This window comes from Bradyrhizobium sp. AZCC 1588 (genome assembly GCF_036924735.1).
In the GTDB taxonomy this organism is placed as follows: Bacteria; Pseudomonadota; Alphaproteobacteria; order Rhizobiales; family Xanthobacteraceae; genus Bradyrhizobium.
Genome location: NZ_JAZHSC010000001.1, coordinates 722,914 through 741,234, shown reverse-complemented (window position 1 = coordinate 741,234; position 18,321 = coordinate 722,914). Strand labels below are relative to the sequence as shown.

The window sequence follows — 18,321 nt, the reverse complement described above, 5'->3', positions numbered from 1 at the left end:
TTCTACTCGGTCGTATCGACGTCTTCTTTCGCAGTCAGCATTCCCGACAACGTGCGCAGCGCCAGATCGAGCTGTTCGGTGCTGGGGGCGCCGAGCGCCAGGCGGACGGCGTTGGGGGCGTGGCCTGGACTTACGGCGAAGGTAGTCGAAGGCGTCAACGCGATGTCGCGCCGGGCCGCGGCCGCGACGAATGTCTGCGAGCGCCAGTGCTGGGGCAAGGTCAGCCAGAGATGGTAGGATTTGACGTTGGCCTGAACGTCGAATCCGGCGAGGTATTTGGCCGCCATCTGCTGGCGCCGTGCCGCATCGATGCGTTTCAGGCGTGACAGCTCGGCAACCGTGCCGTCCGCCATCAATCGTTGTCCGGCGGCGAACGCAAATCCCGAAGCCGTCCATCCACCCGATCGAACCGCGGACATCACGCGTTCGCGCAGCCGCGGCGGCGAAACGATGAAGCCGAGGGCAAGGCCGGGCGCCACCTTCTTCGACAGGCTGTCGAGCGTGATGCAGCTATCCGGCGCGAGCGCGGCCATCGGGGTTTCTTCGTCAAGAAAGCCGTAGACCGTATCCTCGATGACGGTGAGGCCGAGCTTCTCGACTACGCGCAGCAAATCGGCCCGGCGCGCCGCTGGCATGGTCATGCCGAGCGGATTTTGAATCGTCGGCTGAACGTACAGCGCCGACAAATGAGCTTCGCGGTGAGCCTTCTGCACCGCGTCCGGGCGAACACCGTACTCATCCATCGCAAGCGGCACCAGCGTCACGCCAAGCCTGACGGCGATGTCCTTGATGAACGGATAAGTCAGCGCCTCGACGCCGCAGCGGCCGCCGCTCGGCACCACCGCCGCTAGCGCCGCGGCGATGCATTGCCGCCCGTTCGCGGTGAAGACGAGTTGGTCGGGGGCAGGAGACCAGTCCTCGCGGGAGAGAAACTCGGCGGAAATGGTCCGTGCGGCAAGAGTGCCTGCCGTGGTCGAGTGCCGCAACGCGAGATCGAGCACCTCGGGGCGTTCCAGCCCTGCAAGGCTTCTTGCGATCATCGCCGATTGCGTCGGCAATATTGGATAATTGACTTCCAGATCGATGCGCGCGCCGCGCGGTTCGGCCGGCATGGCGATGCCGCGGCGCATCTCGCCCGAAACGAACGTGCCGCGTCCGACTTCGCCGACCACCAGGCCGCGGCGCAACAGCTCGGTATAGACGCGGCTCGCGGTCGAGACCGCGATCTTGCGCTGATAGGCGAAGCTGCGCTGCGGCGGCAGGCGATCGCCGGGCTTGAGCGCGCCGTTGGCGATCTCGGCGGCGACGGTATCGGCAAGCTTCAAATACTCGAACTTCGACATTATTGCACCGAGAGCAATGTTTTCCTTGCACCGAGAAATGTATCGGATCATTTTGAACCCATCAAGCCCGTGATTGCACTGAGAGGGGTGCAAGCAATCAGAGCTCAATAGGTGCAAGCGCTTGGACGGCGTTTGCGCCGGCGGCAGCGCTTTGCCGCTCGCAAGCGAGGAGAAAGACGATGACGACGATATCCCAGACGGCAGGTCAGCCTGCTTCCCGGAAGGGCCCGGTCGGATTTTTCGGCCTGCTTGGACGCTGGGTGAACGGCATCGTTACTCATTTTGCGCACCGCGAGGCCATCAAAACACTAAGTGAGCTGGATGATCGCGCACTCCGCGACATCGGGGTCGAGCGCAGCCAAATTGAAGCGGCCGTGCGCGGCAGCATTGATCCGATGTACGGGCGGATAATGTAAGACGCGTTCGACTTCATCGATCTGCAATGCCAACGGCCTGGTCAATCGATCGGGCCGAATTGCGTCGAACGCCGTTCTGTTGAGGTGCGCGACGCCTGCCGGGCGGCGTTCAATCCGAAGCGCCTGCGTGGCTAAAATATCCCACTACCCAGAATAGAATGAAGACCCGTGGCCGTCTCCTAGGTTCGTAGGACGCCGACTTCGTGCGCGATCGGTACGTCAACGATCAACGCAACGGAATCGAGTGAATCTGGAGATGGAAATGACTTTGTTGGCCCAACGCCATTCTATGCTGCGACAGGCAATCGGGCTCGCGCCATTGATTGCACTGGCCGCGCCGGTGGACCGCGCCGAGGCAGCGTGCGATCCGGCATCGCCGGTCAACAACGTCACCGTCACCTGTTCGGGTACGACGACCGATGCGAATGGCACCACTGGCTACGGCAGCAATAGCGATAAGGGCAACACATATAATATTCTTGTCGGCGCTTCGGTGACCGGAACGGCAATAGGCCTGCGGTTCAATACAGAGGGGACGGTCAACAACTCCGGGAGCATTGCAGGTCTCAGCGGCGACGGCATCTTTGGCCTGGTTCGGGGTACAGTGAACAATTCCGGTACGATCTCCGCAACTGGTGCAGGAAGCTCAGCCGTTAATTTCAATGGCACGGGGGTTATCAACAACTCGGGAAATATCTCTGGCGTAAGCAACGGCGTTCGCATGCAGAACGGCGAAGTCACCAATGCCTCCGGTGGCGGCATCAGCGGCGGAATTGACGGTGTGAATATCGTCGATGAAACAAAGGTATCTAACGCCGGTACGATCTTCGGAGGGGTGCGCGGCGTCAACATCGGTGCGACCCTCTCAGAACCGTTCGCCGAGATGTTCAATACCGGAACCATCACAGGCGGTACAAATGGAATAGAGAGCCTCAAAGCACTGAACGTCACCAATTCCGGGGCCATTTCCGGATCAGCCGCTAACGGGTTTGGAATTTCGTCGGCGACCGAGGCCAACGTAACCAATAGTGTTGCCGGTACTATCTCGGGCGGATTGTTCGGCATCAGCGGCGTCACGGTCACGTTGAACAACGCTGGCAGTATCTCGGCGACGGCTGCGAACAGCGTCGGCATCAATGCCACCAGCAACGCTACGGTAAATAATTCCGCGACGGGCGACATATCCGCTGGTCTGATTGGTATCAATGCCGTCAATGGCACCATAATCAACGCTGGCACGATTTCCTCAGGTGGCCAGGCCGTGGCATTTTTTCAGGGCGGCACCATCAACAATTCGGGCACAATTTCGGGCGAAGCGGGCGTTAGCGGCAACCCTGAAGAGGTGATCAATTCCGGCAACGTTGTTGGAGTAGGGAGGGGGATTGTTGGTATCGCCGTCGGTGTAACTAACGCCAGCACTGGTCAAATCACAGCGACCGGAGCGACCGGTATCGGCATCCGTGCAGCCAGCTTCACGATAAGCAACGCAGGAACCATTTCAGGCGACGTTGGCATCGAAGCCATCGGCACTGTCAAGGGCAGCACCATTGACAATTCCGGCACCATCGCCGGCACCGGTGGCACCGCCATCAAGCTGACCTCCGCCGCCGATACGCTGACATTGAGGAGCGGTTCGCGCATCGTCGGCGTCGTCGACATGGGTCTTGGCAACGACGTCATCAATGTGATCGCCAGCGCGCCCAATACCAGGGTGTCGTCGCTGACGTCAGTGGCGCTGCCGACCTTCATCAATTTCACCGGCGTCCTCAACACCAGCTTCTCCGGCGGCAATAACAGCAATCCGGCGGTCACAGTCGGGACGACGCTCGCAACCCTCGATCCGACCGCGCTGGCGCTGGCCGATCGCGCGCTGATGGATTTCACCGGCGGCGTGTCGTCGCTGGTGCAGGGCCGTCTCAATGGCGTGCCGCCCTCGGCGAACGGTTCAATGATGGCGATGGCTTACGCGCTGGACGGCGGCACTACCGGGCGTTTCACCAAGGCTCCCAGCGCGTCAGGCTGGAGCACTGCGGCACCGATCACGGTGTGGGCCAATAGTTTCGGTGGTCAGCGCACCCAGGACGAAACGGCGGCCACCTTGCGCGCCACCAACACCGCCTGGAGCAGCGCCCTGGGCATCGACCGCAAGATACGGCCGGACTGGCTGGTCGGCGCCTTCATCGGCGGCGGCTCGGGACGGCTGTCGGTCGATCTCGGCTCGCAGCGCGTCGATACGGATTATTTGTTCGCCGGCGGCTACAGCCGCTTCGAATGGGCCTCGCAGTTCTTCGACTTCACCGTGCAGGGCGGCAGCTCGACCAACAAGTCGGATCGGCTGGTGCTGAACAACGGTGCTGCGGAGACGGCCAAGGGGACGTATGACGGCTGGTTCATCAGTCCGGAACTGGCCTACGGCATGCGCTATCAGATCGGCAACGGCTATGTGCTGACGCCCACCGCGCGCGTGCGCTATGTCGCCGGCTTCTTCGATGGCTATTCCGAGACGGGTTCGGCCCAGGGGCTGACAGTCGGCCACCGCACCCTGCAGAATTTCGAGGAGCGCGGCCAGCTCGAAGTGTCGAAGACGACGAACTTCTTCGGCGGCGACCACACCCTGAAGACCAGCGTCCACGGCGGCGTGATCGCGCAGCAACGCGTCGGCGACACCACCGTCAACACGGTGCTGATCGGGCAGGGGCTTTCCTTCGCGACACCAGGCAAGGGCAGTACGGTGGGCGCGGTGTTCGGTGCTGGCTTCGACTACCATACCGCCAAGAACGTCGCTGTGTTCGGCGCCGTGGAAGGCGTTGCACTGTCCGACCAGAGCCGCATCGGCACCGCCAGGGGCGGCATTCGCGTCGCATTCTGACGGGGCGCAGGACGCCTCGCACCGGCAAGGCGTGATCTTGATGATGCGCCGCGGCGCCGCGATTGGCCTGTGCCCGAACAGCCATCCTCCAATCGGAGGATGGCTGTTATTCCCGGCGACCAGATCAATATAATTTGAGGCGACGATGAGCCCGGATCATCGCAAGTACGCAAGCGCGCATCATGACCCCTGCACCGGGAAGCGTTTCGGAAATGAACACAGTGTCACATCTGCGGTCGGTCTCCGAAGGCGCTTTCCATAATCAGCAACAGCTCAGTGACCTGGTTGGCATCGTTTATGATGCCGCCATTGATCCATCGCTTTGGCAGCGCACCCTCGAAAGGGCCGCCCTTTTTGTCGGCGGCTCCGGCGCCGGACTTTTCTGCAAGGACGTCGGAGTCCCGCACGCCGCGATACCGCACAGCGTCGGCTTTGAGCGGCCCTTGCCCGTTGCCCTCTTTCGACAGATCTATTCGGCTGCGGAGGGGCACTTTCTCGGCGACCTCGAAGTGCCGATTGCCACCACTGACCTGATGCCTTTCGCAGACTATGCTCAGACCGACTTTTATCGACAATGGGCCGAGCCTCAGGGCCTGGTTGATTTCCTGAGCGCGGTCCTCGACAGGACGGTGATCAGCTCAGCCATCTTCGGAGTGTTCCGCCACAAGCGAAACGGCATGGTCGACGACTACGCGCGCCGGCAGATGAGGCTGATCGCTCCGCATATCAGGCGCGCCGTGTTGATCGGGCGGCTGTTTGAGTTCAAGGCGGCGGAAGTGGCGACGTTCGTCGATACGCTCGATGGGCTTGGTGCGGGCATGTATCTCGTCGATGCGGCAGGGCGCCTCATTCACGCCAATGCCGCCGGCGACGCCATTCTTGGCACCAGCGACATTCTGAGCTCGGTGGGCGGGCGGCTGGCAGCCAATGATGCGCAGGTCGACCGCGCCTTGCGAGACGTCTTTGCGGCTGCAGGGCAGGGCGATGCGGCGCTCGGCAACAAGGGGATCGCCGTTCCTCTGATCGGAAGCGATGGCGAGCGCTATGTCGCCCATGCACTGCCGCTGACCTCGGGCGCGCGCCGCCGCGCCGGTGTTGTCTATACCGCTGCCGCGGCTTTGTTCGTACGCAAGGCGACCCTGGCGGTCTCGTCCGCGCCTCAGGCCATCGGCAGCGCGTTCAAGCTGACGCCGACCGAACTTCGCGTGTTGCTGGCGATCGTCGAAGTCGGCGGTATTCCGGAAGTCGCGATCGCATTCGGCGTTGCCGACACCACGATCAGGACGCATGTCAGCCGCCTGTTCGAAAAGACGGGCACCGCGCGGCAGGCCGATCTCGTCAAGCTTGTAGCGGGATATGCGACACCGCTGGCTGACTGAGCGCGACCGGGATCGTCACGCTACATCGCCTCTTCGATCTGGGTTGTCGCGCTAACGGGCATGCGTAACGCCGCGATGCTGACGAATCAACAATTCCTCCCGTATTCGTAGGACGACAGCCGAACGGCAATTGTTCAGGATCGCAAGCGCCCGGACGGAAGCGCTGTGGCAACGCAGGCGATCAGATATTCGATCCTTCTGCGTTTCATCAAGCTCGGGAACGCAAGCAATGAGCATTGAAGCCATTCCGAGCAAGGCGTCGGCAACAGAACCCAGGCAGCGAACAGCGACAGCCCGCAGAGCGGTGATTTGCGCGTTCGCGGCGACGGGAGGCCTGGCAATCAACATCTTTCTACCCTCGCTGCCGGCAATCGCGGCCGATCTGCGTGTCTCCAGCGCTGCCGTCACTTCGAGCATAACGGTTTTTCTGGCGATCTTTGCCGTGGGACAATTGATCGTCGGCCCGGTGTCGGACCGGTTGGGACGACAAATGCCGATCCTGATCGGGCTCTGCATTTTCGTGCAGGGAACGATATGGTGCGCCCTCGCAGGCGATCTGTTGGGTCTGCTGATCGGCCGATCGATACAAGCTGCCGGAGCATGTGCGGTCGCCGTGCTGTCGCGCGCTATCGCGCGGGATCTGTTCGACGGCCAGGCGCTCGGAAAGGTCATGGCGTCGATCACGATCGCCACCGCGGCTGCGCCGGGATTCTCGCCCCTTGTCGCCAGTGCGCTCGATCAACTTTTCGGCTGGCGCTATGAATTTGCTTTTGTCGCGGTTTTCGCCATCTGCGCCGGAGCGGCGTATGTTGTCTTCGTCGGCGAAACCAAGGCAGCCGCCGAGAATTCGCTGCATCCGCTCAAGGTTGCCAGTTGCTATCTCGGCCTGATCCGAGACGCGCGGTTTGCTGCGCCTGCCAGAACCGCAAGCCTTCTGATGGCCGGCGTGTTCGCTGTCTTCTCGGGCGCGCCGCGCGTGCTTCTCGAAGGTTTCGGCTTGTCGCCGATCACGATCGGCTCGCTGTTTGCCAGCGTTGTCGTTCTGGTGTTCGGTGCCGGCATGCTGGCGCCAAGACTATCGGCGCGGTTCGGTTCCCGTCTTGCGACGTTGGCTGGGTTGGCATTGGCGGCCATCGGAGCTCTCTTGCTGCTTGCCGTGGTGCTGACCGGGAACGACGCGCTGTTGCCGTTTCTCGCCACCGCTTCGCTCTTTCTGTTCGGGATGGGAATCGCGAGCCCGCTGTCAAGCGCGGCCGCGCTATCGCCATTTGGCGACAGGGCCGGCCTCGCGGCAGCCTTGTTCGGCTTCTCGCAGATGGCGGGGGCGGCATGCGGCGTGTCGCTCGCAGCGATTCTCTCCAGCGACCCGGCCATCGGGCTTGGAGCCGTGCTGGCCCTGACATCTCTTGTCGCGCTGGTCCTGCACGGGTGGGAGGGGCAACTGAAACAATCGCACCTTCAATTATAGCGAACGAAGTCGAATGCGGTTGCGCGGCACGACTAAGCAGTGACGCAAGCGGGGTGAGTGCGAGCCGGGGGCCCCATTCTACTTTGCATGGGGTTGTTTTCGCGTTTTTGTGTCTGGACCCTGCGGTGTACCGCCGAAGAGTATCTGCACTGCGTCCGGGACACGAAATCGTTAGCGCTTCGCCAACGGTGACTCGATTCGACTCCAACCCATCCCGCTTTAGAGTGCGTTTTCCAGCGAAGTGGAAACCGGTTCGCGTCGAGAAAACGCGTCAAATCAAAAATCTAGAGCTCCGTTCCGATTCCATCGGAACGGAGAAGGCTCTAATGGCGGACCACCAGCACCGAGCACTTGGCATAGCGCACCACATGGCCGGCATTGGAGCCGAGAAAATAGGTCCGCATCGCCGGCCGGTGCGAGGTCATCACGATCAGGTCGGCCTTGACCGCCGCCGCCTCTTCAAGGATCTCGTGATAGATGCCGCCTTTCCGCACTGCGGTGGAAATGCGCGGCGCCTCGATGCCGGATTCCTGCGCCACGATCGCGAGCGCTTCCTCCGAGGTCGCGCGCTGCTGGGCGTCAAAATCGGCCGGCACGTATTCCGCCAGCATCACCGGCGTCATCGGCAACACATTGAGCAATCGTACCGAGCCGCTCCAGGTTTGCGACAGCGTCGCGGCGGTCGCGATCGCGGGCTTGGCCAGATCGGTATCAGCCAGATCGATCGGCACGAGAATCGACTTGAACATCGGAGCCTCCCGCTGCAGCCATCCGGTTCTGATTTGTCAGAACCCGACTCCAGCCCTTTGTTTTGACGCGCTTTCTTTTATGCGAACTTGTTCTTAATTCGCTCGAAAACTGCATCGTGGCGAGCTTAGCACGGGAGAGCCTGGATGTCCGCGCGCCTCAATCGTCCAGCGCCTGCTTCAGCAATTTCGGGCTGGTGAAGCGCACGAGCTTGCCGCGGCGGAACGCCACCTCGCTCCAGTCCTCGGTGGCAAAGTCGAGGATCGCCAGTCCCGCGGTCGGCAGATTGTCCTCAAGCGCCTTCTTCGCCGCCGCGTCGCCGCTGCCGGCGAGCATCAGCGCCAGCTCATGCATGCCGGGATTGTGGCCGATCAGCATCAGGCGCGCGGGGTCGGTGGCCTCGGCCATGCGGATGATCCGCAGGAGCTGCGTCGGCTCAGCGCCGTAGAGTTCGTCGAGCAGCTCGACCTGCGGCTTCGGCGGCCGTTCCCGCACTGCATCCATTATCGCATCGCGTGCGATTTCCCAGGTCTGCCGCGCCCGCACCGCGGTCGAAACCAGAACGGCGTCGGGAAAAGGCGGATGCCGGCCGATCCAGGTTCCGATAGCGACGGCATCCCGCCGGCCGCGCTCGTCGAGTCGGCGGTCGTGGTCATGGCCCGAAGGCGCGTCGTGTTCGGTCTTGGCGTGACGCAGCAGCATCAAACGGCGCATTGGCGCGATCTCGATTCGGTCTTAGTCTGGACTAATCTACAAGCTCATGTCTGGGACGAGGTGACAAGCGCTGCAGCCGGCCGTAAGAAACGCCATGCCCGAGACTTTCTCAAGTGCGACCAACAGCCCCGACGACGGCCCTTTTCGCTCGCGTCTTTCGTTCGACCTGGATGTCGACATTTGCGTGGTGGGAGCCGGACTTGCCGGTCTTACGGTAGCGCTGGAGGCCGCGCGCCGCGGCGCCAGCGTGGCCGTACTCGAAGGCCGGCATGTCGGCTGGAACGCGTCCGGCCATCAACTCGGTACGGTCATGCCGGGCTACAGTCTTCCGATCGGTGACCTGATCGAGCGCGTGGGCATCGAAGACGCGCGCGAATTGTGGGCGCTGTCGAAGGAGGGCGCCGATTACGTTCGCGCCGCCGCAACCGAAGAGGCGATGCCGGGAATTGCGCTCACTGAAGGCGCGCTGGAGGTCTCCAACGTCGATGCCGGCGAGACGCTGATCAGCCGGCTGCAGACGCTGAGCGAGGATTTCGAGACCGAAGTCGAGGGATGGCAGGTCGATCGCGTTCGCGATCAGCTCGGGACGGCACGCTATTTCCACGGCATCTATTATCCGCGCGCGTTCCAGATCGACGGCCGCAAATACATCCATGGCCTTGCCGCGCAGGCAAGGCGGGCGGGCGCGCGCATTTTCGAAGATACCCCGGTCGTCAGCATCGATCCGTCGGGCATTCGCAAGCGCATCGTGACGCCGTCGGCGCGGCTGCGCGCCTCTCATATCGTGCTGGCCGGCAACGTTCATCTCGGCGCCCCGTTACGGCGCTTGTCGGAGACGCTGCTGCCGGTCTGGCGCTATGCCGCGGTGACGGAGCCGCTCGGCGAACGGCTCGGCGAGGTGATCGCCTTCAGGGGCTCGGTGGCCGACAGCGACGGCATCGACCATTTCCGAATCGTCGACGGCGACCGGCTGATGTGGGCGAGCCCGGAAACCACCTGGGAGGCGCGGCCGCGCCGCTTTGCCCCCCTCGTTCAGCGCCGCATTGCCACCATCTTCCCAGCGCTCGGCAAAGTCCCGATATCAGACGTGTTCGGCGGCGCGGTCGGGGTGACCGTGCACGGCATGCCGCAGATCGGCCAGTTGCGCAAAGGGCTGTGGGTTGCCAGCGGCTTCGGACGCCACGGCCTGAACACTTCGGCGATGGCCGGCCAGGTCATCGCGCGCAGCATCCTGTGGGGTGAGGACCGCTGGAAACTGTTCTCGCCATTCGAACTGGTCTGGGCGGGCGGCGCCACCGGCCGCGTAGCCGGCCATTTGATCGGCCTGTGGGGGCGGGGCCATTCCGCGGCGGCGGGTGCACTGGCCCGTTACCGCGAAGGCGCCCGCGCCCGGGAACGGGTGCGCGAGGCGCGGTTGGCGGAGGCCAACCGGCAGGCCGGAACCAGGCCGCCGCGCCGTCCGCCGGTCGCGCCGCGCCCCGTGCGTCCACGGCCGGCAGAGGCCCGGGACGGCGGGATGCCGGTCGCTCCCTCGCAGGAAAGTGAGAAAGTCCGGGACGGATCGGTGTAACTTCGGCGCTTCCGGGCCGTACTTGATGGCGAACCGTTAGGCCCGCCTCGCACGGAGAATTCCATGTTCGACCGCCGTATCCTGCTCGCATCCGTAGCCGGCCTGTTTGGCTTGGCCGCTTTCCGCTGGCTGCGCACCACGCCGGCGCAGGCCGCCGGGAAATTCGAGGTGGAAAAGACCGACGCCGAATGGCGCGCCCAGCTCACGCCGCAGCAGTATGAAATCCTGCGCAAGCACGGCACCGAGCGGCCGGGCTCGAGCCCGCTCCTGAAGGAAAAACGCAAGGGCATCTTCGCCTGCGCCGGTTGCGATCTGCCGCTGTTCTCCTCGGAGACCAAATATGACAGCGGCACCGGCTGGCCGAGCTTCTGGCAGCCGCTCGACAACGCCCTGGGCAAGACCGAGGACCGCACCTACGGCATTCTGCGCACCGAAGTGCATTGCCGCCGCTGCGGCGGCCATCTCGGTCACGTCTTCGATGACGGGCCAAAACCGACCGGCTTGCGCTATTGCATCGATGGGTTTGGGCTGGTGTTCCACCCGGCGGGGCCGTCGGCATCATAGCGGCCACGGCTCGGCAATTGTTGCCCGCCCGGCAAATGTGCCCCGGTCTTTGGACCGGGGCTTTTTTCTTAAAGCATTGATTTATATTGATTTTGCTGTTTGGCACAACGCTTGCGACATCTTCTCCCGACGCGGCCTGCACCGGCGAGCCGCCCGGATCGAATTTGGAGAAAATGTCATGGGTATCTTCGGCGCTCTTACCACCGCGGTCGGCGGCCTCCGCGCCAACTCCTACGCGCTGGAAAACGTTTCGGGTAACATCGCCAACTCGCAGACCACGGCGTTCAAGCGCGTCGACACCTCCTTCCTCGATCTGATTCCGCAGACCTCAGCGACCGCGCAACTCGCGGGCGGCGTCACCACGCAATCCCGCTCCACCAACTCGGTGCAGGGCGACGTGCAGACGGCCTCTGTGGCGACCTTCATGGCGATCAACGGCAACGGCTTTTTTGCGGTGCAAAAGCCTGGCAACTTCACCGACGGCACGCCGGTGTTCGACGGCGTCGACCGCTATACCCGCCGCGGCGACTTCCAGCTCGACAAAAGCGGCTATCTCGTCAACGGCGCCGGCTATTACCTGCAGGGTGTGCCAATCGACCCGACCACCGGCAACCCGTCCGGCAGTTCGCCGCAGGTTCTCCGATTCCAGAACGACTTCTTGCCGGCGCAGCAAACCACCAGGATCGACTATCGCGCCAACCTCGCCAGCTATCCGCTGACGACCAAGCATGACGTCTCCGTTCCCGGATCGGAATTGATCGTGCCCGGATCATACAGTTCCGGACATAATCCGCTGGCGCTCGGCACGCCTATGGCGCCCTATACCGACGCCTCCAGGAGTGGCACCACCCAGAACAACAAAGCGACGCCGTCGGTTGCGAACACGGCCGCGACCCTGCTCAGCGGCGCGGCCGGCACCAACTCGATCTCCACCAACTTCGTCGCGGGTGACACCATCACGGTCAACGGCCAAACCCTCACCTTCATGGCGTCGGGCACCGCCGCCGGCCCCAACCAGATCAACGTCGACGACAGCATCGGCACCTTGCTGGGCAAGATCGACGTGCTCCAGGGAACGTCAGTCGCATCCACAATCAGCGGCGGCTCGATCACGCTGCATTCCGGCACCTCCTTCAATCTCTCGGTCTCAAGTTCAAACAGCACGGCTTGGGCCGCGCTCGGCTTTACCGGCACCGTGACGGCGACGCGCGGCGGCGGCGGCGGCGTCGGCACCGGTCAGGTCGTCGGCAACGACAATTCGACGTTCCTCGCCGAGTCGATCGCGGGTGGTGCGGTTACGACCTACGACGTCTCGGGCGCTCCGGTGAACCTGCAGTTCCGTTGGGCCAAGGTCGACAGCGCCTCGCTCGGTGCGGGCCATACCGACACCTGGAACCTGTTCTACCAGGTCAATCCCAACGCAACCGGCACTCAGGTCGCGTGGCAGAACGTCAACACCAATTTCACCTTCTCTGCCTCAGGCCAGATGACGCCGGCGATCCCTTCGATCGAGCTCACCAATGCCGTCGTCAACGGCGTCGCGCTGGGCAGTCCCGTCATCAACTTCGGCACCGGCGGCGTCACCCAGTTCGCGGACGCCAACGGCAACGTGCAGGTCAACCAGATCCAGCAGGACGGCTTCCCGGCCGGCCAGTTGCAGTCCGTCGGCGTCGGCACCAATGGCCGAATTGTCGGCAACTATTCCAATGGCCGCAACCTCGACCTCGCCGAAATCTCGGTCGCGACCTTCAACGGCACCAACTTCCTCAAGCGCGTCAACGGCGGCGCATTCGAAGTCACCGACGCGTCGGGACAGGCGCTGTTCGGCAAGGCCGGAACCATTGTCGGCTCGTCGCTGGAAGGATCCAACACCGACATCGCCGACGAGTTTACCAAGCTGATCGTCACCCAGCAGGCGTACTCGGCCAACACCAAGGTGATCACGACTTCCAACACGATGGTGCAGGATCTCCTGAACGTGCTGCGATAGTTCGCCGCGACGCTCACGATGCGATTTGAGATGGGCAATTAGTCATGGGTTTGAGTCAAGCTCTCTCCACCGCAATGTCCGGCCTGCGCGCGACGCAAGCCGCGATCTCGCTGGTCGGATCGAACGTCGCCAACGCGGAAACGCCCGGTTACGTCAGGAAATCGATCATCCAGTCCGCCGGCGTGACCGGCGATTACGGCTCGAGCGTTCTGCTCCACGGCGTCGACCGTCAGCTCGACCAGTATTTGCAGACGCAACTGCGCACGGAAACCTCCGGCGCAGCCTATGCCGATATTCGTTCGACCTACCTCCAAAATTTGCAGAACGTCTACGGAAACCCGTCCGAAACCGGCACGATCGAGGATGCATTCAACAAGCTGTTGACCGCATTTCAGGGCCTGTCCACCAGCCCGGACTCGCAGTCGGCGCGGATCGGCGCCGTCAGCGCCGCGCAGACGATGGCGCAAACGCTCAATGCGGCGACACAGGGGATCCAGGCTCTGCGCGCCAACGCTGAGATGGGCATCAACGATTCCATCATCACGGCGAACAACGCGATGGCCCAGATCGCGTTCATCAACAACCAGCTCCAGAACAACGGCAAGACGGACGCGGCGACGGCATCGCTGCTGGACCAGCGCGACCAGTACATCACCCAGTTGTCGAGCCTGATGGACATCAGAACCGTCGTCAACGACCTCAACCAGGTGACCGTGTTCACGAATTCCGGCGTGCAACTGGTCGGCACCGAGGCGGCGCAGCTTTCGTTCAATCCCCAGGGCACGGTGACGCCCAACACGCTGTACAATCCCGACCCGACCAAGAACAACGTCGGCACCATCACCATCAACTTCCCGCACGGCGGCAGCTACGATCTGGTGTCGACCAACTCGATTCGTTCCGGCAAGATCGCTGCCTATCTCGAGCTGCGCGACAACACGCTGGTGAAGGCGCAGGCGCAGATCGACCAGTTCGCGGCGTCGATGGCGAGCGCACTGTCGGACAAGACGACGGCCGGTACCGCTGCTCCGGCGTCCGTGCTGCCGCAGGCCGGCTACGATCTCGATCTCACGGGCCTGCAATCCGGCAACGTCATCCACGTCAGCTACAAGGACAACACCACCGGTGTTACGCACAATCTGTCGATCGTGCGCGTCGACGATCCGAGCGTGCTGCCGCTGAGCAATACTACGACCCTCGATCCCAACGATGAGGTGCTCGGCATCAATTTCGCCGGCGGCATGGCGTCGGTGGTCTCCCAGCTCAACGCCGCACTCGGGTCGAGTGATCTGCAGTTCTTAAACCCGTCGGGATCGACCCTGCAGGTGCTGGATGATGGCGCGCCAAACCGCTCCGACATCCTGGCGGCGTCGGTCACAACGACCATGTCGTCGCTCACCAGCGGCAACCCACAGCTTCCACTGTTCACCGATAATGGCGGCCTGTTTTCCGGTGCGATCACCGCCAATGGTTCGCAGCAGACCGGCCTTGCCGGCCGCATCAGCGTCAATCTCGGCCTGCTCGGCGATCCCTCGCGCACCATCGTGTTTTCCACCAGCCCGCTGACGCCTTCGGGCGACACCACGCGTTCCGATTTCATTCTCACGCAACTGCAGTCGGGGAACTATCGCTATTCGCCGGAGACCGGCATCGGGACCACCGGCGCTCCGTTCACCGGCACGCTGACAAATTTTGCCAAGCAGTTCATCAGCCAACAGGGCGAAGCCGCAACCGCCGCGAAGCAACTCGCCGACGGTCAGTCTGTAGTGCTGAACACCCTACAGAAGAAGGTGACCGATGCCTCAGGCGTCAATATCGACGACGAGATGGCGCATCTGCTCGCGCTGCAGAACGCCTATTCCGCCAACGCGCGCGTAATGTCGTCCATCAAGCAGATGTACGACACGCTGATCCAGGCTATGTGAGGGTATCATGTCGATCGATGGCGTTAACGGCAGGACGTCCTATATCGGGACCTCGATCCTCAATATCCGCAAGCAACTCGATGATCTGACGCAGCAGCTTGCCAGCGGCCGGGTCTCGACGACCTATGCAGGGCAGGGCGCCAATCGCGGCTTTGCGCTTAGTTTGCGCGCGCAGGTCAGCAGCATCGACGCGTTCAAGGACACCGCAACCAACGTCAACACGAGACTCAACGTCGTCAACCTTGCGCTGCAGGGATTGGCCGATATCGGCACGTCGGTAAAGAAAGCGGCCAGCACGTCGACCATCGTGCTCAACGACAACGGTCAAACCTCCGGTCAGATCACGGCGCAGGCGGCGTTCTCGAATGCGGTGTCGCTGCTCAACAGCCAGACCGGTGACCGCTATCTGTTTTCCGGCCGCACCACCGACACATCAGCGACGGTGCCGGCCGACGTCATGCTTGACGGTGTGGGAACCCAGGCCGGGTTGAAGCAACTTATCAACGAACGCCGCCAGGCCGATCAGGGCGTCAGCAACATGGCGCATCTGACGGTCTCGTCGCCGCCGTTGACGACCACCGTGACCAGCCTGGCCGAGGATGGTTCATCGTTCGGGTTGAAGCTTGGTTCAATCAGCTCATCGCTGACGGGAGCGACCGTGACGCAGCCGGCCGGCACGCCGCCGGCCGCCACCGTCGACCTCGGCGCCGTCCCCCCGAACAATGGCGACAAGATCACGTTCAACTTCAACCTGCCCGACGGCACCACAGAGTCGATCGCGCTGACCGCGACGACCACCAATCCGCCGCCTGCCGGCTCGTTTCTGATCGGCGCCGATACGGTTGCGACCACGGCCAACCTGCAGGCTGCGTTGACGTCCTCGATCCAGACGCTGAGCGACACCGCGCTGGTCGCCGCCTCGGCGATCGAGGCTTCCAACAATTTCTTCAATCCATCGGCGACGGTCGTTGGAGGTACGGCCAACAACAAGGACACGGTGCCGGCGCCGATTACTGGCGCCACGCTGCTTTTCGGCGCTGCGAATACGGATTCGCTGGCCGTAAACTTTGCAGCGGGCGATACCATTACCGTCAACGGCACGCCGATTACCTTCGTCGCTGCCGGCGCGACCGGCAACCAGCTCAATATCACCGACAGCGTTCAGACCCTGCTGGCCAAGATCGATTCGATCACCGGCACCGGTACCCCGTCGACCGTCACCGGCGGCGTGATCGCGCTGCATGGCGGCGACGGCGCGAGCCTGACGGTTTCCAGCTCGAACGCGGCCGCATTCGCGGCGCTGGGCTTCAGCGCCACGACGAGCGCAAATCCGGCGCCGCTGCGTGTGAACGGTCCGCCGTTTGCCACCGCCACCAATCTGATCGGCGGCACAACCGCCAACACGGTCTCGTGGTACACCGGCGAAGTCGGCACCGATCCGCCGCGCGGCACGGCGATCGCGCGCATCGACCAGTCCATCACGGTGCAATACGGCGCGCGTGCCAACGAGCAGGCGCTGCGCTACGAGTTGCAGAACATCGCGGTGTATGCCGCGGTCACGACCAATGCCGCCAACCCAAATTCGAAAGCGCAGGTGAATGCGCTGCAACAGCGGATTTCGGCAAATCTGGCGCCGCAGACCGGCCAGCAATCGATTCAGGACATGCAGGCGGAATTCGCCGGCGCGCAGAACGCCATCAAGGCTTCGACCGACCGCCAGACCCAGCTCAAGGGAATGGCGCAGACCATGCTCGACCAGATCGAGGGCATCAACCAGGACGAAGTGGCGACCAAGATCCTGGCGCTGCAGACAAGTCTGCAGGCCTCGTATCAAACGACATCGATGCTCTACCAGACCACGCTAACCAAGTTCCTGCCGATCTGAAGAAAACTTGTTCGCTTCAAAGCAAAAGGCCTCCTTCGCGGAGGCCTTTGTACGTTTGAGCGATGCGATGGCTACGCGGATTTGCGATCGGGCTCTTCGTGCGATTGCAATTTCCGGGCGCTTTCCAGGATCTGCTCTTCATGGCTGATCAGTTTCTTCGATTCCTTCAGCGCGTGGTAGAGATCGCCATTCAGAATGAAGTTGTTGATCCCTTCGATGAAGGGCCAGGCACTCGGCATCGCGGTCAGGATGTCGCGCACGAGGCTGAAATAGGTCGGATGGTGCGCCATCGGATCCGGTGACAGGTACATGAGCTGTACAGCGAGATAGACCAGCTTGGCCGGCGTGTCGGCGCTCCCGGGTGTGAGAATGTCTTTCTCGCGCAGGATCGGAATCCTGTCGCCGTCGATCAACAGCCTGGCGCGCTGATCGGTATTGGTGACCACGCAGGCACCGATGATGATTCGCTCGTGCGGTTTGAGCTCGACTTTCAAGGCCATGCCTGTTCTCCGTTTGACGCTTTTCGCGCGTTGTCGATTGCCCGCCGGCAGATTCGCATCCTTCCCGATGATGGTTAACCAATGGTGAACATACGATTAGTGCCCATTTGGCGGGGCTTTCTTGTGCCTGACCAGTAGGAATACGGAGCAGATTCCAACCCGACGAATTAATTTCACCGGCGTCAACTCCAACGCGGCCGGTGTCGGTCTCGCCAACTTCATCGACAACGCAGCGACTAACAATGTCGTTGCCAACCTGGCCAGCGCTTCGACGTTGCTGCGCACGGAGGCGTCAGCCTTGGGTTCGAACCTGTCGATCGTGCAGATCCGTCACGAAACTTTTCCGCTCGAGAAGAAAAATCTCGGCATGAAGAAAAGTACCGAAGGTGAGAATTTGGGCTTCGATGTTAATTCCATCAGAACCTGATGGTCGGCATGCTGACGAAAAGGTGGATTTCTGCCGGACTACCGACACAATCGGTAACACTTGCTAACCATATTTAAAGGCGCAACCTGTATGAAAGTTGGGCAGTTTTTCTGCAGTCCCGCGGTCAACCGCTCCCATCGAGGTTAGTGAATGTCTAATGCAGCCCAAGCCTACGCGCGTACATCGCAAACGACGACGTCTCCCCGTGAAATCGAAGCGCAGGCGCTGCTGAAGGCCGCACGGCAACTTCAGGAAGTTCAGTCGAACTGGAACGGCCCCGACAAAGCGATGCACAATGCATTGCTGTTCAACCGTCGGCTATGGTCGATCTTCATGAGCGCCGTTGAGGCGAACGAGAACCCTCAACCGATCGAAGTGCGGCAGAACATCGCGAACATCGGCGTCTTCGTGATGAAGCAGACTGTCGACATGCAATTGAACCCGGATCCGGCGAAGCTGAAGTCGCTGATCGACATCAATTGTAATCTCGCCGCTGGCCTCTCCGGCCGCAGCTAACGACCGAG

15 protein-coding genes are annotated in these 18,321 nt (G+C 62.3%); 11 read left to right on the top strand and 4 right to left on the bottom strand.

Annotation, left to right across the window (positions count from 1 at the left end; all coding sequences use genetic code 11):
* Positions 1 to 2: 2 nt before the first annotated feature.
* On the bottom strand, positions 3 to 1,343 hold the full coding sequence (locus V1277_RS03625; protein ID WP_334415030.1) for an aminotransferase-like domain-containing protein: 1,341 nt from the start codon (positions 1,341 to 1,343) through the stop codon (positions 3 to 5).
* Positions 1,344 to 1,522: 179 nt separating this feature from the next.
* Between V1277_RS03625 and V1277_RS03620 the strand changes: the two genes are divergently transcribed.
* The 4 genes from V1277_RS03620 to V1277_RS03605 all read left to right on the top strand — a co-directional run bounded on the left by V1277_RS03620 (position 1,523) and on the right by V1277_RS03605 (position 7,475).
* A complete protein-coding gene (locus V1277_RS03620; protein WP_334415029.1) occupies positions 1,523 to 1,759 on the top strand; it encodes a DUF1127 domain-containing protein in 237 nt (78 codons plus the stop codon).
* A gap of 262 nt (positions 1,760 to 2,021) precedes the next feature.
* A complete protein-coding gene (locus V1277_RS03615) occupies positions 2,022 to 4,628 on the top strand; it encodes an autotransporter family protein (RefSeq protein ID WP_334415028.1) in 2,607 nt (868 codons plus the stop codon).
* Between the two features lie 212 nt (positions 4,629 to 4,840).
* Positions 4,841 to 6,007 (top strand): helix-turn-helix transcriptional regulator, encoded by a 1,167-nt coding sequence (locus V1277_RS03610; protein WP_334415027.1) that lies wholly within the window; start codon positions 4,841 to 4,843, stop codon positions 6,005 to 6,007.
* 229 nt (positions 6,008 to 6,236) lie between these two features.
* Positions 6,237 to 7,475, top strand: coding sequence for a Bcr/CflA family efflux MFS transporter (locus tag V1277_RS03605; protein WP_334415026.1), 1,239 nt, complete (start codon positions 6,237 to 6,239; stop codon positions 7,473 to 7,475).
* Positions 7,476 to 7,798: 323 nt separating this feature from the next.
* On the opposite strand, the gene V1277_RS03600 is transcribed toward V1277_RS03605, so the two are convergent.
* Both V1277_RS03600 and V1277_RS03595 read right to left on the bottom strand, forming a co-directional pair.
* Positions 7,799 to 8,224: a universal stress protein gene (locus V1277_RS03600; protein ID WP_057843980.1), complete on the bottom strand. Its 426-nt coding sequence runs from the start codon at positions 8,222 to 8,224 to the stop codon at positions 7,799 to 7,801.
* Positions 8,225 to 8,381: 157 nt separating this feature from the next.
* Positions 8,382 to 8,936: a SixA phosphatase family protein gene (locus V1277_RS03595; RefSeq protein WP_334415025.1), complete on the bottom strand. Its 555-nt coding sequence runs from the start codon at positions 8,934 to 8,936 to the stop codon at positions 8,382 to 8,384.
* A gap of 94 nt (positions 8,937 to 9,030) precedes the next feature.
* Here V1277_RS03595 and V1277_RS03590 point away from each other — a divergent pair, with 94 nt between their 5' ends.
* The 5 genes from V1277_RS03590 to V1277_RS03570 all read left to right on the top strand — a co-directional run bounded on the left by V1277_RS03590 (position 9,031) and on the right by V1277_RS03570 (position 16,870).
* On the top strand, positions 9,031 to 10,506 hold the full coding sequence (locus V1277_RS03590) for an NAD(P)/FAD-dependent oxidoreductase (protein WP_334415024.1): 1,476 nt from the start codon (positions 9,031 to 9,033) through the stop codon (positions 10,504 to 10,506).
* Between the two features lie 63 nt (positions 10,507 to 10,569).
* Positions 10,570 to 11,070 (top strand): peptide-methionine (R)-S-oxide reductase MsrB, encoded by a 501-nt coding sequence (gene msrB / locus V1277_RS03585; RefSeq protein WP_334415023.1) that lies wholly within the window; start codon positions 10,570 to 10,572, stop codon positions 11,068 to 11,070.
* Between the two features lie 178 nt (positions 11,071 to 11,248).
* Positions 11,249 to 13,060 carry a flagellar hook-basal body complex protein gene (locus V1277_RS03580; protein WP_334411075.1) on the top strand — a complete coding sequence of 604 codons (1,812 nt, stop codon included), beginning with the start codon at positions 11,249 to 11,251 and terminating at the stop codon, positions 13,058 to 13,060.
* A 44-nt stretch (positions 13,061 to 13,104) separates the two neighbouring features.
* Positions 13,105 to 14,985, top strand: a complete 1,881-nt coding sequence (flgK, locus tag V1277_RS03575; protein WP_334415022.1) for a flagellar hook-associated protein FlgK — start codon at positions 13,105 to 13,107, stop codon at positions 14,983 to 14,985.
* A 7-nt stretch (positions 14,986 to 14,992) separates the two neighbouring features.
* Complete coding sequence (locus V1277_RS03570; RefSeq protein ID WP_334415021.1) at positions 14,993 to 16,870, top strand: flagellar protein; 1,878 nt, start codon at positions 14,993 to 14,995, stop codon at positions 16,868 to 16,870.
* Positions 16,871 to 16,941: 71 nt separating this feature from the next.
* Here the strand turns inward: V1277_RS03570 and flbT are convergent, their stop codons facing one another.
* Positions 16,942 to 17,370 carry a flagellar biosynthesis repressor FlbT gene (gene flbT, locus V1277_RS03565; RefSeq protein ID WP_334415020.1) on the bottom strand — a complete coding sequence of 143 codons (429 nt, stop codon included), beginning with the start codon at positions 17,368 to 17,370 and terminating at the stop codon, positions 16,942 to 16,944.
* A 121-nt stretch (positions 17,371 to 17,491) separates the two neighbouring features.
* On the opposite strand from flbT, the gene V1277_RS03560 reads away from it, so the two are divergent.
* Both V1277_RS03560 and flaF read left to right on the top strand, forming a co-directional pair.
* Complete coding sequence (locus V1277_RS03560) at positions 17,492 to 17,797, top strand: hypothetical protein (RefSeq protein ID WP_334415019.1); 306 nt, start codon at positions 17,492 to 17,494, stop codon at positions 17,795 to 17,797.
* 150 nt (positions 17,798 to 17,947) lie between these two features.
* Positions 17,948 to 18,313 carry a flagellar biosynthesis regulator FlaF gene (flaF, locus tag V1277_RS03555; RefSeq protein WP_028348615.1) on the top strand — a complete coding sequence of 122 codons (366 nt, stop codon included), beginning with the start codon at positions 17,948 to 17,950 and terminating at the stop codon, positions 18,311 to 18,313.
* Positions 18,314 to 18,321: the final 8 nt, after the last annotated feature.